Origin of the sequence: Nocardia huaxiensis, from assembly GCF_013744875.1 — a bacterium.
Taxonomy (GTDB): domain Bacteria; phylum Actinomycetota; class Actinomycetes; order Mycobacteriales; family Mycobacteriaceae; genus Nocardia; species Nocardia huaxiensis.
The window spans coordinates 8,079,566-8,094,956 of record NZ_CP059399.1 but is presented as its reverse complement, the minus strand read 5'-3'; the positions used below and the strand labels follow the sequence as shown (position 1 = coordinate 8,094,956).

The window sequence follows — 15,391 nt, the reverse complement described above, 5'->3', positions numbered from 1 at the left end:
AGGTGAAGGCACTGCGTCGATTCACTGTTCGCGCTCACCTGCCCGAGCGGCTCTCGGCATTGACCGAGCTGGCAACCAACCTGCGATGGTCCTGGCACGGGCCGACGCAGGATGTGTTCGCCGAGCTGGATCCGGCGCTGTGGCTCGAGGTCGGGCACGATCCGGTGCGGATGCTGGGGGAGGTGCCGGCCGAGCGGCTCGACGAGCTCGCGGCGGATGCGGCGTACACGCGGCGGGTGGATGCGGCGGCGGCTGATCTCGCGGAGTATCTGGCGCGGCCGCGGTGGTTCCAGAAGCAGCAGAGCGGGCCGCGCGGGATCGCGTACTTCTCCATGGAGTTCGGGGTCACCGAGGTGCTGCCCAATTATTCGGGCGGGCTCGGGATTCTGGCGGGCGATCATCTGAAGGCGGCGTCGGATCTGGGGCTGCCGCTCATCGGCGTCGGATTGCTGTATCGCTCAGGGTATTTCCGGCAGTCGCTGACCGCGGACGGGTGGCAGGCGGAGCATTATCCGGCGCTGGATCCACAGGGACTGCCGCTGCGCCTGCTCACAGAGCGCGGCGCGCCGGTGCTGATCCATGTGGCCATGCCGGAGGGGCGGGTGCTGCGGGCGCGGGTATGGATCGCGCAGGTGGGCCGGATTCCCTTGCTGCTCTTGGATTCCGATATCGCCGACAATGATCCCGAGCTGCGCGCGGTCACCGACCGGCTGTACGGCGGCGATCAGGATCACCGGATCAAGCAGGAGATCCTCGCCGGTATCGGCGGGGTGCGGGCGGTGCGCGCCTACACCCGCGCCAACGGCCTGCCCGATCCGGACGTCTTCCACATGAACGAAGGCCACGCCGGTTTCCTCGGCATCGAGCGCATCCGTGAATTCATGGCCGCCGGAATGGATTTCGACTCCGCGCTGACCGCCGTCCGCGCCGGAACCGTGTTCACCACGCACACCCCCGTCCCCGCCGGCATCGACCGCTTCGCGAGCGCCCTGGTGCGCCGCTATTTCGGCGGCGCGCACGGCGAGCGGGAATCCACTGTGCTGCCCGGTGTTTCGGTGGATCGCATTCTCGCCATGGGCCGCGAGACCGATCCGTCGGTGTTCAACATGGCTCACCTCGGCCTGCGACTCGCCCAGCGCGCCAATGGCGTGTCGAAGCTGCACGGTGAGGTCAGCCGGGACATGTTCGCGCCGCTGTGGCCCGGCTTCGACACCGCCGAGGTGCCGATCGGCTCGGTCACCAATGGCGTGCACGCCCCCACCTGGGCGGCGCGCGAATGGATCGACAAGGCCCGCGAACTCATCGGCGACGAGCTGGTGGAGGAGGCGCGCGGCTGGGAACGGCTCTGCGATGTGGACCTGAGCGAACTGTGGTCGACCCGAAACGCCTTGCGCGGCATCCTGACTCAGGAGGTGCGCCGTCGCCTGCGCAAGTCCTGGCTGGAGCGCGGCGCGGCCCCGGCCGAATTGGGCTGGATCGACGAGGTTTTCGACCCGCGCGTGCTGACCGTCGGCTTCGCCCGCCGCGTCCCCACCTACAAGCGTCTCACCCTCATGCTGCGCGATCCGGATCGTCTGCGCGCCATGCTGCTCGACCCGGAGCGCCCGGTGCAGCTGGTGGTGGCGGGCAAATCCCATCCCGCCGACGAGGGCGGCAAGGCGCTCATCCAGCAGGTGGTGCGCTTCGCCGACGATCCGGCGGTGCGGCACCGCATCGTCTTCCTGCCCGACTACGACATGTCCATGGCCCGCTACCTGTACTGGGGTTGCGATGTGTGGCTGAACAATCCGCTGCGCCCCCTGGAAGCCTGCGGCACCTCCGGCATGAAGTCGGCGCTCAACGGCGGCCTCAACCTGTCCATCCGGGACGGCTGGTGGGACGAGATGTACGACGGCGAGAACGGCTGGTCCATCCCCACCGCCGACGGCGTCCGCGACGAGACCCGCCGCGACGATCTGGAGGCGTCGGCCCTCTACGAACTGCTGGAACGCGCAGTGCTGCCGCGCTTCTACGACCGCGATCACGACGGCATCCCGGTGCGCTGGATGGAAATGGTCCGCCACACGCTGCAGACCCTCGGCCCGAAAGTCCTCGCCTCCCGCATGGTCCGGGACTACGCCGTCGACTACTACGCCCCGGCGGCGGCCGGCTATCAGGCCGTCTCGAGGGATGATTTCGCCGGCGCGAAGGCGCTCGCCGAATACCGCCGCCGCATCGAATCCGCCTGGCCCGCAGTGAAAGTCCTCCAGGTGGACAGCTCCGGCCTGCCCGACACCCCGGTCATCGGCGCGGACCTGTCGCTGCGCGCCCGCATCGATCTGGGCGGTCTCGCCCCGGCGGATGTGAGCGTGCAGGCGGTCCTGGGCCGCGTCTCACCCACCGACGACCTCACCGACATCACCGCCATCGCCATGACGCACGCCGGAACCGAGTCCGGCACAGAGGTTTTCGAGGTGGAAACCCCGGTGCCGCTGTCCGGTGCGGTCGGCTACACCATCCGCATCCTGCCGCATCACCCGCTGCTGGCCACCGATGCCGAATTCGGGCTGGTCGCCACCCCCAGCCCGTAACCGTGCTCAGATCGGCTGTACCAGTGTGCGTTTGAGGATCTTCCCGGTCGCATTGCGCGGCAGGGCGTCCAGGAAGGTCACGTCGCGCGGCACCGAGAACCGGCTCACCCGGTGCCGGATGTAGTTTCGCACCATCTCCGAATCCAGGCCGGAGCCGGGCCGTTTCACCACGAAAGCCGCCAGCCGCTGCCCGAATTCGTGATCCGGCACTCCGACCACCGCGACCTCGCTCACCTGCGGCAGATGTGACAGCGCCTCCTCGACCGCGCGCGGGAAGACGTTCTCGCCGCCGGAGATGATCATCTCGTCGTCGCGTCCGGCCACGAACAGCTTTCCGGAGGCGTCCAGGTAGCCGATATCGCCGGTGTCCAGCATGCCGTTGGCCTCGTCGGGCGGCGTGGCGTCGGTGTAGCCGTCGAAGAGCATGTGATTGCCGACGAAGATCCGCCCGACGGTGCCGACCGGCACCGGCCGCCGATCCTGGCCCAGCACACCGATTTTCGTGCCCAGTGGCGGCCGTCCGGCCGTGGTGGGCGAGAGCCGCAGGTCCTGCGGGTCGGCGATGGAGGCCCACGACACCTCGGTGGAGCCGTACACGTTGTAGAGGATGTCGCCGAAGGTGTCGAGGAACCGCACCACGACCGAACCCGCCAGCGGCGCACCGCAACTGGCCACGATCTTCAGGCTGGACAGGTCGTAGCGGGCGCGCACGTGGGTGGGCAGGTCCAGGATGCGGTTCACCATGACCGGCACCACGATCAAGGCCGTCACCTTGTGTTCGGCGATCTGGCGCAGGCAGTCCTCGGCGTCGAAGCGATCCGACAGCACCACGGTGGCGCGAATGGCCGTCGAGATCTGCAGTGCGGCCAGTCCCCAGGTGTGGAACAGCGGCGAGGGGATCAGCATGGTCTCGTTGACGCCGAACGGAATGCGGGACAGCAGCGCCGCGACGGTGCCGAAACCCTTGGGGTGCGGCCGTTTCGCGCCCTTCGGGGTGCCGCTGGTGCCCGAGGTCAGCACGATCAGCCGGCCCGGCCGCGGGGGTTTGCGCGGCGGGCTGGTGCGCATGGCGATGAGGTCTTCGAGGGTGGTCAGCCCCTGCCGCTGCCGCAGGTCGTCGGTCAGGAAGCGCGGCAGTGTCGGGGGCAGGTACCGCACCAGCGGCTCGAATTCGGAGTCCACGAACAGCGCCGAGATCCGGTGCCGTTCGGCGATCTCCTCGATCTGCCGGGCGGGCAGGCCGGTATTGAGCAGGATGGAGTCCGCGCCCGACTTGCCCGCGGCCACCATGCATTCGACCATTCCGGTGTGGTTGCGGCACAGCAGCCCGATCCCGGTGCCCGCCCCGAATCCGAGCGTGGTCAGCGCGCCCGCCAGCGCATTGGTGCGTTCGTGCAGCTGCGCGAAGGTGCTCGCGTACCGATCGTCGATGACCGCCGGGCGGTCGGGGGAGTGCGCCGCCGCCGCGGCGTACCCGCCGGCCAGGCTGAAGCCCCATTTGGCAATGCTGCCCAGCTGTTTCAGCCCGACATCGGGGCGATAGGTGCGCACGACGCCGGAGAACACCATCTGCTTGGCGACTCCGGCCTGCAGCTTCACCATCGAGTCCTCGCCGTTCACGATGAGCGAGGTCGGGGAGTCCAGCACCAGGTCGGCGGCGCGCCGGAGCCCGGCCACGGTCCAGGTCACCACCGCGGAATTGGGGAGCTGCTCGACCAGCGGATGCACCAGCCCGGCCGCGAAGTAGGTGACATTGACCCGGGTGCGGGAGCCGTCGCCGCGCAGCCGGACGGCGGCGAAGCTGCGGGTGAACGGGCAGTGGATCTCGAAGCTGTCCTGATCGCGGCCGAGGCGCAGTTGCACCACGAGCGTGCGGATCTCGATGCCGTTCCCGCCGATGCGCAGGTTCAGCGTCGGATGTTCCTCGACGGTGTTCACTTCGTCGACGGCGCCGATGCCGGGGAACAGGCGGGTGTAATTCTGCGGCTCGACGAGCACATCCCATAAGGCTTTGCGAGCGATCGGGAACTCTGCGGATGCGTCGATGACTTGAGTAACCACGGGCGTGCAATTCTGCTTGGCCGGTCACCCCACGATCCGGCAGATTACGTATTTGTAACGTCCCAGACAGTATTGGTCAAGACTCCGTAATTACCGGCCAGTAATTAGGTTAATTGCCGATCGATAGCGTGAAACCCGCAGGTAATCCAACCGTCAGGCCCGTGCGATTGCCCACGATTCGCCGGGCCGGTTGCAGATCCGGCAAAGCTGACAAGTACGGTGCGCAGGGCACCTTCTACCCTCCCGCCGACTGGAGACACCACACTCATGAGCAGCGACGTCCTCACGCGCACCAAGGGGCGCGTCGACGCGTACTTCGGCATCAGCGAACACGGCTCGACAGTGAAACGCGAGCTCATGGCCGGAACCATCACCTTCCTGGCCATGTCCTACGTGCTCGCCGTCAACCCCTCGGTCCTGGGCGACCAGGGCGCGCTGGGCGACAAGGGCATGCCCATGCAGGCCGTGTTCACCGCGACGGCGGTGGCCGCCGTGGTCGGCACCCTGGTCATGGGCCTGTGGGCCAAGTACCCGGTCGCGCTGGCGCCCGGCATGGGGCTGAACGCCTTCTTCGCCTACACGGTCGTGCTCAATATGGGCATCCCGTGGCAGGAGGCACTGTCGGGCACCTTGCTGTCCGGCATCATCTTCTTCATCCTCGCCATCACCAAGGTGCGCGAGAAGATCATCGACGCCATCCCCATGCAGATGAAGCTGGCCGTCGGCGCCGGCATCGGCATGTTCGTGGCCTTCCTCGGCCTGAAGAACGCGGGCATCGTGGTCGCCAACGAGGCGACCTTCGTGCACCTGGGCGACTTCCACAAGGGCACCACGCTCTTGGCGCTGTTCGGCCTGCTGGTGACCGTCATCTTCCTGGCGCTCAAGTGGCACGGCGCGGTGCTCTACGGCATCCTCGGCACCACCGTGGTCGGCATCGTCTGCGGTCTGGTGGAACTGCCGAAGTCGCTGACCGCGCTGCCGCACGGCCTGGATCAGACCTTCGGGCAGGCCATCGTGCACCTGCCCAACGCGTTCACCAACGAGAAGATGGTGATCGTCGTGCTCACCATGCTCTTCGTCGACTTCTTCGACGCCTCCGGCACTTTGATCGGTGTGGCGCATCAGGCGGGGCTGCTCACCAAGGACGGCAAGCTGGATCGCGCGGGGCAGGCCCTCGCCGCCGACTCGGTCGGCACCGCGGCCGGCGCCATCATCGGCACCTCGACCACCACCGCGTATGTCGAATCCACGGCCGGTGTCTCGGCGGGTGGACGCACGGGATTGACCGCGGTGTCCACGGCGGGCTGGTTCCTGCTGGCCATGTTCTGCTTCCCGCTGTTCGCGGTGGTGGCGGGGGTGCCCGCGGTGACCGCGCCCGCGCTCATCGTGGTGGGTGTGCTCATGGCCCGAGCGCTCGGCGAGATCGACTGGACGCGGCTGGAATTCGCGGTTCCGGCGTTCATCACCGTGGTGCTCATGCCGCTGACGTTCTCCATCGCCAACGGCATCGCCATGGGCCTGCTGTTCTACCCGGTGGTCATGGTGGCGCGCGGCAAGGTGCGCGAGGTGCATCCGGTCATGTGGGTGCTCATGGCGGTCTTCCTGTCGTACTTCTGGTTCTTGGCCGAATAAGGCAGTCCCACGGGGAATACGGTCCTTGCCGGGTGAGTTGAGTCCCACTGTCGGCGGCGATGCGGACTACAGTCCGTTTGCAAGATCGCGCCACAGGCAACCGAACGATGAGGAATGAGAAAGCCATGACCGCACCCGCAAACGCCCTCGAGAAGACCTTCTCCGACTCCTCCGCAAACGCTTCCACCTCCGCAAACGGCGTGAACGCCAGCGACATCGGGCTGCTCGCCCTGCGCGTCGGCTTCGGCGGACTGCTGGCGGCGCACGGCGCCCAGAAGCTGTTCGGCTGGTTCGGCGGCTACGGCCTCGAAGCCACCCAGGGTGCCTTCGAGCAGATGGGCTACAACCCCGGCAAGCTGTTCGGCACCCTCGCCGGCCTGAGCGAACTCACCGGCGGACTGCTCCTGCTGCTCGGGCTGCTCACCCCGTTGGCCGCCGCGATCGCCTTGGGCACCATGGTGAATGCGGTCAACGCCACCTGGTCCAACGGACTGTTCGGCGGCGCGCAGCCCGGCTACGAAATGGCGCTGCTGTTCGCGATCGCGGCCTTCACGCTGGCCTTCACCGGTCCGGGCCGCTTCTCGCTGGACGCGGGTCGCCCGTGGCAGCGTCAGGGTCTGGTCTGGGGTGGCCTCGCGGTGGCCGTCGCCCTGGGAGCGGGTGTCGTCACGCTCATCCTGAAGTGGGCTCTGTAAGAAGAAGTTTCGGGTCCCCGCGCCGCGTGCAGGGCTTGGCGCGGGGACTACGGATACATCCGATGTGGGAATTGGGGGTCACCGGAGCATCGAAAGCCAATTTACTTCCGTTCGGAAGTGCAGACCACCCGTGTGACTGTTTTCACACGGGCTTACTTGTTTAAGGCCACGGTATTCGTGAGCCTTTCGAGCGCCTTCGTCACCACCTCGGGATCCGAAGTTTCCCAATACGGCGGCAGCGAGGCGCGGAGATATCCCCCGTAGCGAGCGGTCGCGAGACGCGAATCAAGAATAGCGATAACGCCGCGATCGTCCACACTGCGCAGAAGTCGTCCGGTTCCCTGCGCCAGCAACAATGCTGCGTGATTCGCCGCGATGGACAGAAAACCGTTGCCCCCACGCGATTCCACCGCCCGCTGCCGCGCCACCAGCAGCGGATCATCCGGGCGCGGGAACGGAATACGGTCCAGGATCACCAAACTCAGCGACGGGCCCGGCACATCCACGCCCTGCCACAGCGAAAGTGTGCCGAACAGTGAGGTTTCCGGGTCGGCGGCGAACTTCTTCACCAGCGCGCCGGTGGCGTCGTCGCCCTGGCACAGGATCGGGGTGTCCAGGCGCTCGCGCAGAATCTCGGTGGCCGCCTTGGCCGCTCGCATGGACGAGAACAAACCCAGGGTGCGCCCGCCGGCGGCGAGGATCAGACGCTCGATCTCGTCCATGTAGGACTGCGGCAGGCCGTCGCGGCCCGGCGCGGGAAGATGCTTGGCCACGTACAGGATTCCGGATTTCGCGTGGTCGAAGGGCGAGCCCACGTCCACCGAATTCCACCGGATGACACTGGAATCCGAGGGCGCCTCCGCGCCGTTGGCCAATGCCGGATCCACCTTGCCCGGCGACTGCGGCGGCAGCCCCCAGGTGACCGCCAGATTGTCGAAGGAACCGCCGATCTGCAGGGTGGCCGAGGTCAAAACCACTGTGGCGGTACCGAACAGGCGGCTGCGCAGCAGCCCGCCCACCGACAGCGGGGCCATGTGCAGGGTGCGGCGCGCGACCCCGCGCACATCCTCCGACGCCAGCCACACCACATCGCGGTGTGCGGCCGGATCGGATTCCTCGAAGGTCTCCAGCACGCGCACGACCGCGTCGTGCACCTCCTCGACGGCCGCAAGAGCCTGATTGCGGGCGGCGGCCGTCTCCGGATCACCCTGCGGGGTCTGGCCGCCCTGCGGATTGAGCGCGGTGCGGCAATTCCAGGCGGCATCGCGGATGAGCGCCAGCACCGGGGCGGCCCCGTCCGGCATGCGGTCCCAGCGGCCGGGATTCAGATCGTCGAGCAGGCCGTGCCAGGCTTCGGCGGCACTCTCCAGCCGGTCGATCTCCTGCTCGTCGATGAGCTTGCCGCAGCGCTTGGCCGCCGCGCTGATGCCGGCGGTGGACAGTTCGGCGGTGGCCACACCCGTCACCCGGTCGACCAGTTCGTGCGCCTCGTCGATGACCACCACATCGTGTTCGGGCAGCACCTGGATGCCGCTGATGGCATCGATGGCCAGCAGCGCGTGATTGGTGACGACCACATCGGCCGTCCCGGATTCGGCCCGCGCCTTCTCCGCGAAGCAGTCCTGACCGAACGGGCAGCGCGATTTGCCCAGGCATTCCCGGGAACTCACGCTCACCTGCCGCCAGGCGCGGTCGCTCACACCCGGCGCGAGCTCATCGCGATCACCGGTTTCGGTCTCCGACACCCACTCGTTGAGCCGCTGCACCTCGCGCCCCAGCCGTGAGATGGCGAAGGCGTCGAACAGTTCCGCCTCGGCGGGCTCGTCCGGAATCGCGGAGTTCACCTTGTTCAGGCACAGATAGTTGTTGCGCCCCTTGAGAATCGCGAACTGCGCCACCCGCCCCAGCGGCTCCGCCAGCGCCTCGGACAGGCGCGGCAGATCCCGATCCACCAGCTGCCGCTGCAACGCGATGGTCGCCGTCGACACCACGACGGTCCGCCCGGTCTTCACCGCGTGCCGCAGGCTCGGCACCAGATAGGCGAGCGACTTACCCGTACCCGTCCCCGCCTGCACCGCGAGATGCTCACCGGTGTCGATGGCATGCGCCACCGCAGCGGACATGGTCTGCTGGCCCTTGCGCTCCTTGCCTCCGAGCGCCTGCACGGCGGTTGCCAATAGCTTCGGGACGGGAGGAAGTTCGGGCACGCGGCCACATTACTGGGCCGCCCCGACAAGCCGCGTGCGATCCATGGCGTGTGCGGCCGTGTGACCGGCGCATGGCTGAAAGCCGCTGGTGAGACTCGCGGCAGGCCGCCTCAGCGCTCGACGGTTCCCGCCAGCTCCACGCCCGCCGCGCGCAGTTTGCCGAGCGCGGTTTCCAGGGTCGCGGGGGAGACGGCGGCGGTGAGACCCAGCAGGACGCGGGTGTCGAAGCCCGCGCCGCGGGCGTCCAGGGCGGTGGCGCGGACGCAGTGGTCGGTGGCTATGCCGCACACGTCGACGGTGTCGACATCGCGGGCGCGCAGCCAGTCGGCGAGTGCGGTCCTGCCGTCGGAGGCGGTGCCCTCGAAACCCGAATAGGCCGCTGTGTAAGCGCCTTTGGAGAAGACCTCGTCGATCGGGGCGGTGTCCAGGTTCGGATGGAATTCCGCGCCCGGGGTCCCGGCGCGGCAGTGCGGGGGCCAGGTGTCGACGTAATCCGGCTGCGCGGAGAAGTGCGCGCCGGGATCGATGTGCAGATCCCGGGTGGCCACGATGACGTCGTAGTCGGAGACGCCGAGGTACTCGCTGATCCGCTCGGCGACCGCCGCCCCGCCCGCGACCGCGAGCGATCCGCCTTCGCAGAAATCGTTCTGCACGTCGACCACGATCAGGGCTCGGTTCATGGGAGACCTCCCGGTGCTGGCGAATGAACTACTGCGCTGCTGCCCGCGTATTGCATTGTGCCGCCCGGCCGACGGCCGGTCCACGCGGCGGTACCGCTGTGCTGAGGAGAAACACCATGGGGCGAATCCTGGGTCCGCTGTGGGCTTTCGTGGTCTGTGTCGCCGTCTACATCGGTGTCGGGCTGATGCTGGGCGACCGGACCTGGATCCAACTGCTTCTGAGCGCATTACCCATTGCGGCGATCGTCACCGCGGTCATGCTCGTCGTCAATGAGCGGGCGCGCCGGGTCAGCGCACGAAAGTCGTCGGAATCGCCGGATCACCGTCCGACAGCTTCAAACCCTCCCACGGCAGGCTGATCAGCCCGCGCGCCACCAGTTCCCGGCTCTCCCGCAGCGTCGGCAGGCCCTCGACCACGTCACCCGCGCGGACCAGCGGGGTTTGCAGCTCGTGCACCTCGTGGCCATTGGTTTCCGGCCGCTGCCCGGAAGCCGGGTAGACGATTTCCTCCACGATGGTCCCCGTGCGCCGCGCCAACCGGATGGCCTTTTTGGTGCCACCGCGAGATTCCTTGTGCGAACTGCGTTTAGCCACCGGAACGCCCTCGACCTCGACGAGTTTGTAGACCATGCCCGCGGTGGGCGCGCCGGAGCCGGTGACCAGGGAGGTGCCGACGCCGTAGGCGTCGACCGGCTCGGCGCGCAGCGAGGCGATGGCGTATTCGTCCAGATCCCCCGACACCACGATCTTGGTGTTCTTCGCGCCGAGCGTGTCCAGCTGCTCGCGCACCTGCCGGGCCAGCACGCCCAGGTCACCGGAATCGATGCGCACGCCGCCCAATTCGGGTCCGGCGACCGCGATGGCGGTGGCCACGCCGCGGGTGATGTCGAAGGTGTCCACCAGCAGGGTCGTGCCGATGCCGAGTGCCGCCACCTGACTGCGGAACGCCTCGGCCTCGTGTTCGCCGTCCGCGCCGGAATGCAGCAGGGTGAAGGCGTGCGCGCTGGTGCCCGCGGTCGGCACGCCGAAGCTGCGCGCGGCCTCCAGATTGGAGGTGGCGTCGAATCCGGCCAGGTAGGCGGCGCGGGCGCTGGACGGCGCCGCGAGCTCGTGCGTTCGGCGCGAACCCATTTCGATCATGCGACGGCCACCGGCGGCGCTCACCATGCGGGCGGCGGCCGAGGCGATGGCGCTGTCGTGGTTGAAGATCGAGAGGATGAGGGTCTCCAGCACCACGCATTCGGCGAAGCTGCCGCGCACGGTGACGATGGGGGAGCCGGGGAAGTACAGTTCGCCTTCGCGGTAGCCGTCGATGTCCCCGGTGAACCGGTAATCGCGCAGCCACTCGACGGTGCGGGCGTCCAGGAATTTCGCGGCGATCGTGAGTTCCGGCTCCCCGAAACGGAATTCGCGCAGCGCGGCGAGCAACCGACCGGTCCCCGCGACCACGCCGTATCGCCGGCCGTGCGGCAACCTGCGGGCGAATACCTCGAATGTGCAACGCCGACTGGCCGACCCGTCGGCCAGCGCCGCGGCGAGCATAGTGAGTTCGTACTGGTCGGTCAGCAGTGCGGTGCTGTCCACTCCGTCAGCGATCTTCACGGAACCCACTGTAGGCACACCGCCGTGTCGTCCGGTCGCGCCGTCCGCTCTCGGCACGTCGCCTTCTATGCTGAGGTCCACCGGCGTGTCGCCTGGGCTGTTGTTTCTTCGGCGTCGAGTCGTACCCTTGACGTTATGGGTCTGTGCACAGAAGACGCTGTCCGGATTGCCGCCGGTCCGGCTGGCGCGATCATGACACTGTCGGCGGCGCAGGCGACTCCCGAGGCGATCGAGTACACGGAAATCCTGGAGGCCGAGGATCGGCCCTGGGTAACGGTCGTTTGGGATGATCCGGTCAACCTCATGCACTACGTGACCTACATCTTCCAGAAGCTCTTCGGTTACAGCAAAGGCAAGGCAACCGAGCTGATGTTGAAGGTGCACAACGAGGGCAAGGCTGTGGTGTCGTCCGGCTCGCGCGACAAAATGGAACACGACGTACAACGCCTACACGCGGCGGGCCTGTGGGCGACCATGCAGCGTGACGACTGAACCGAGCGACTACGGTAGCCCCGTGCGCAAGTGGAGCAGAAAGACCTCCCTGGGCGGGCCGAAACTACGCTCGGAAATGGACGCTCACGAAGCGGAGATTTTGCGATCGCTGGTCGGCGCCGTCACCGGACTGCTGACCGACCGGGCCCGCGACGTACCCGAGGACGACCTCGCCGCCCTCACCGGGCTACAACTGGGCAACAGCACCCCGCCGGAGGATCCGCGGCTGCGCCGCCTGCTCCCCGACTTCCACCGCAGCGAACCCGGTTCCCCCGACGCCGACCGCGCCGACCTCAACAGCGCCCTGCGCAGCCTGCACGAACCGGAGATCATCGAAACCAAGGTCGCCGCCGGCCTGGTCATTCTGGAAACCCTCCCGCCGCAGGGCGGCAAGGTGGTCCTCACCCCCGAACAGGCCGACGCCTGGCTCACCTCCCTCAACGACGTCCGCCTGGCCCTGGGCACCGCCCTCGGCGTGGACGCCGACACCCCCGACCACCTCGACGACGACGACCCGCGCGCGCCGAGCCTCGAGGTCTACCACTGGCTCACCTGGATGCAGGATTCGCTGCTGCAGGCGATGGCGCCTTAGCCGAGGAGGCTGCTGTGAACAGTGTTGCGGGACCGCGTAATTCGATCACCGACGTGGGTGGTGTGCTGGTCGGCCATCACCAGGCGCTCGATTCGGACGCGACCATCGGCACCGGGGCGGCCACCGGGTGCACGGTGGTGCGCGTGCCGGGGGGAGCGGTCGCGGCCGTGGATGTGCGCGGCGGTGGACCCGGCACCCGCGAGACCGATCTCCTCGATCCCGGTAATACGGTGCGACAGGCGAATGCGATTCTGCTCACCGGTGGCAGCGCCTACGGGCTGGCCGCAGCCGACGGGGTCATGCGCTGGCTGGAGGAACACAAGGAAGGCATCCCGATGGACCCGGCCGACCCCAGCCGGGTCGTGCCCATCGTGCCGGGTGCGGTGATCTTCGATCTTCCGGTGGGGGACTGGCGCATTCGCCCCACCCCGGACTTCGGTTTCCTCGCCGCCGAGGACGCGAGCACGGACTTCGTGCGCGGCTCGGTCGGCGCGGGCGCGGGTGCCCGCGCGGGCTCGATCAAGGGTGGTGTCGGCAGTGCCAGCATTCGCTTCACCGACGGCCCGGCGGCCGGAATCACCGTGGGCGCCTTGATCGTTGCGAATCCGGTCGGCTCGGTCTTCGATCCGCGCACCGGCCTCCCGTGGGGTGCGGGCACCGACGGCCCTGAGCATTTCGGCCTGCATCCCGCGACCGCCGAGCAGCTGACGGCCGCCAATGCGCTGCCGGTCAAGGGCACCGTCCTCAACACCACCATCGGCGTCGTCGCCACCGACGCCGCGCTCGATCCCATCGGCTGCCGCCGTCTGGCCACCACCGCCCACGACGGCCTGGCCCGTGCCATCCGCCCCGCGCACTCGCCCCTCGACGGTGACACCCTCTTCGCCCTGGCCACCGGCACCGCCGAGGCGGCCCCGAATTTCCCGCTGCCCCCGGCTTTTCCGCCGGACCTGCTGATCCTGGACCAGCTGTGCACCGCCGCCGCCGTCTGCGTGGAGCGTGCCATCGTCGACGCCATCCTGGCTGCGACCTCGGTCGCCGGTATCCCGGCCTACTCGGACCTGTTCGGCGGACGCCCGGAATAGCCGAATATCCTCACCTGTTGACGACAGCGATTCTACTGCCCGGACTTTCGACGCGTCGGGCGGTGAGCGGAAGGACTCGTACAGTGCTGGTGATCAGGGCCGACCTGGTGGAGGCGATGGTCGCGCACGCGCGCGCCGATCACCCGGACGAGGCGTGTGGCGTGATCGCCGGTCCCGAGGGCTCCGATCGCCCCGAGCGGTTCATTCCCATGATCAATGCCGCCCGCTCGCCCACCTTCTACGAGTTCGACTCCGGTGAGCAGCTGAAACTGTGGCGCGAGATGGACGATGCGGACGAGGAGCCGGTGGTCATCTATCACTCGCACACCGCGACCGAGGCGTATCCGAGCCGCACCGACATCTCCTTCGCCTCCGAACCGAACGCGCACTACGTGCTGATCTCCACGCGCGATCCGCAGGACCACGAACTGCGCAGCTACCGGATTCTCGACGGCGTGGTCACCGAGGAACCCGTCGAAATCGTCCCCGCCTGAACAACTTCCGCCGGATCTAGCAAGGAGTCCCCGCCATGCCGGTCACCGTGTCCATCCCCACCATCATGCGTCCGCTCACCGGAGGTGAGAAGCGGGTGCAGGGCGAAGGCGCCACCCTGGCCGCGCTCATCGAGAACCTCGAGGCCAGCCACCCCGGCCTGAAGGAGCGCCTGCTCAAGGACGGCAAGCTCAACCGCTACGTGAACATCTACATCGACGACGAGGACGTGCGCTTCGCGGGCGGCCTCGAGGCCGAGGTGCCCGCCGACGGCACCGTCACGATTCTTCCGGCGGTCGCCGGCGGCGCACGCTAACCGTGGCGCGCTACGAGTCGCTGATCGCGACGCTCGGCAACACCCCGCTGGTCGGATTGAAGACGCTGTCCCCGCAGTGGGACGGCGACGACCACGTGCGCCTGTGGGCCAAGCTCGAGGACCGCAATCCGACCGGTTCCATCAAGGACCGTCCGGCGCTGCGCATGATCGAACAGGCCGAAGCCGACGGCAGATTGACGCCGGGCTGCACGATTCTCGAGCCCACCAGCGGCAATACCGGCATCTCGCTGGCCATGGCGGCCAAGCTCAAGGGCTACCGCCTGGTGTGTGTCATGCCGGAGAACACCTCGGTGGAGCGGCGGCAGCTGCTCACCATGTTCGGCGCCGAGATCATCGACTCCCCGGCCGCGGGCGGCTCCAATCAGGCTGTGGCCCTGGCCAAGCAGATCGCCGCCGAGAACCCGGACTGGGTGATGCTCTACCAGTACGGCAATCCGGCCAACGCGCTCGCGCACTACGAGACCACCGGCCCGGAGATCCTGGCCGACCTGCCCGAGATCACGCACTTCGTGGCGGGTCTGGGCACCACCGGCACCCTCATGGGGACCGGCCGCTTCCTGCGCGAGAAGCTTCCCGACATCGAGATCGTGGCCGCCGAACCCCGCTACGGCGAACTCGTCTACGGCCTGCGCAATCTCGACGAGGGCTTCGTCCCCGAGCTCTACGACGAGTCGGTGCTGACCTCCCGCTTCTCGGTGGGCCCCTACGACGCGGTGCGCCGTACTCGTGAATTGGTGCTGGAGGAGGGCATTTTCGCGGGCATCTCCACCGGTGCGATCCTGCACGCGGCCCTCGGGGTGGCCAAGAAGGCGCAGAAGGCGGGCAAGCGCGCCGATATCGCCTTCGTGGTGGCCGACGCGGGCTGGAAGTACCTGTCCACGGGCGCGTACGACGGCACCTTGGAAGAGGCCGAAGAAAAGCTCGACGGCCAGCTCTGGGCCTGAGC

Annotated in this window: 13 protein-coding genes; 9 read left to right on the top strand and 4 right to left on the bottom strand. The window is 68.0% G+C overall.

All coding sequences use genetic code 11. The annotated features are described in order from the left end of the window. The first annotated feature begins 2 nt into the window (after positions 1-2). On the top strand, positions 3-2,570 hold the full coding sequence (glgP, locus tag H0264_RS37065) for an alpha-glucan family phosphorylase (protein WP_181581852.1): 2,568 nt from the start codon (positions 3-5) through the stop codon (positions 2,568-2,570). Positions 2,571-2,576: 6 nt separating this feature from the next. Here the strand turns inward: glgP and H0264_RS37060 are convergent, their stop codons facing one another. After that, positions 2,577-4,631 carry an AMP-binding protein gene (locus H0264_RS37060; RefSeq protein WP_181581851.1) on the bottom strand — a complete coding sequence of 685 codons (2,055 nt, stop codon included), beginning with the start codon at positions 4,629-4,631 and terminating at the stop codon, positions 2,577-2,579. A 267-nt stretch (positions 4,632-4,898) separates the two neighbouring features. Here H0264_RS37060 and H0264_RS37055 point away from each other — a divergent pair, with 267 nt between their 5' ends. Together H0264_RS37055 and H0264_RS37050 are read left to right on the top strand one after the other, a co-directional pair. Beyond that, positions 4,899-6,263, top strand: coding sequence for an NCS2 family permease (locus H0264_RS37055; RefSeq protein WP_181581850.1), 1,365 nt, complete (start codon positions 4,899-4,901; stop codon positions 6,261-6,263). 125 nt (positions 6,264-6,388) lie between these two features. Then, positions 6,389-6,958, top strand: a complete 570-nt coding sequence (locus H0264_RS37050) for a DoxX family protein (protein ID WP_181581849.1) — start codon at positions 6,389-6,391, stop codon at positions 6,956-6,958. A 152-nt stretch (positions 6,959-7,110) separates the two neighbouring features. Here H0264_RS37050 and H0264_RS37045 read toward each other — a convergent pair whose 3' ends face one another. The 3 genes from H0264_RS37045 to H0264_RS37035 form a co-directional block, all read right to left on the bottom strand. After that, entirely contained in the window at positions 7,111-9,165 is a 2,055-nt protein-coding gene (locus H0264_RS37045) for an ATP-dependent DNA helicase (RefSeq protein ID WP_181581848.1), read from the bottom strand. 110 nt (positions 9,166-9,275) lie between these two features. Then, the gene (locus tag H0264_RS37040) at positions 9,276-9,845 is read right to left on the bottom strand and encodes a nicotinamidase (RefSeq protein ID WP_181581847.1); all 570 of its coding nucleotides are present in this window, start codon (positions 9,843-9,845) and stop codon (positions 9,276-9,278) included. 288 nt (positions 9,846-10,133) lie between these two features. Then, entirely contained in the window at positions 10,134-11,447 is a 1,314-nt protein-coding gene (locus H0264_RS37035) for a nicotinate phosphoribosyltransferase (protein WP_181581846.1), read from the bottom strand. A 135-nt stretch (positions 11,448-11,582) separates the two neighbouring features. Here H0264_RS37035 and clpS point away from each other — a divergent pair, with 135 nt between their 5' ends. From clpS to H0264_RS37005, 6 genes are all read left to right on the top strand, one after another. Continuing rightward, a complete protein-coding gene (gene clpS / locus H0264_RS37030; RefSeq protein ID WP_181581845.1) occupies positions 11,583-11,939 on the top strand; it encodes an ATP-dependent Clp protease adapter ClpS in 357 nt (118 codons plus the stop codon). Positions 11,940-11,961: 22 nt separating this feature from the next. Next, a complete protein-coding gene (gene aosR / locus H0264_RS37025; RefSeq protein WP_181581844.1) occupies positions 11,962-12,531 on the top strand; it encodes an oxidative stress transcriptional regulator AosR in 570 nt (189 codons plus the stop codon). Between the two features lie 14 nt (positions 12,532-12,545). After that, positions 12,546-13,616 (top strand): P1 family peptidase, encoded by a 1,071-nt coding sequence (locus H0264_RS37020; RefSeq protein WP_181581843.1) that lies wholly within the window; start codon positions 12,546-12,548, stop codon positions 13,614-13,616. An 83-nt stretch (positions 13,617-13,699) separates the two neighbouring features. Further along, positions 13,700-14,110, top strand: coding sequence for a M67 family metallopeptidase (locus H0264_RS37015; protein WP_181581842.1), 411 nt, complete (start codon positions 13,700-13,702; stop codon positions 14,108-14,110). A gap of 35 nt (positions 14,111-14,145) precedes the next feature. After that, positions 14,146-14,424, top strand: coding sequence for a MoaD/ThiS family protein (locus H0264_RS37010; protein WP_181581841.1), 279 nt, complete (start codon positions 14,146-14,148; stop codon positions 14,422-14,424). A 2-nt stretch (positions 14,425-14,426) separates the two neighbouring features. Continuing rightward, the gene (locus H0264_RS37005) at positions 14,427-15,389 is read left to right on the top strand and encodes a PLP-dependent cysteine synthase family protein (protein WP_181581840.1); all 963 of its coding nucleotides are present in this window, start codon (positions 14,427-14,429) and stop codon (positions 15,387-15,389) included. The last annotated feature ends 2 nt before the right edge of the window (positions 15,390-15,391 follow it).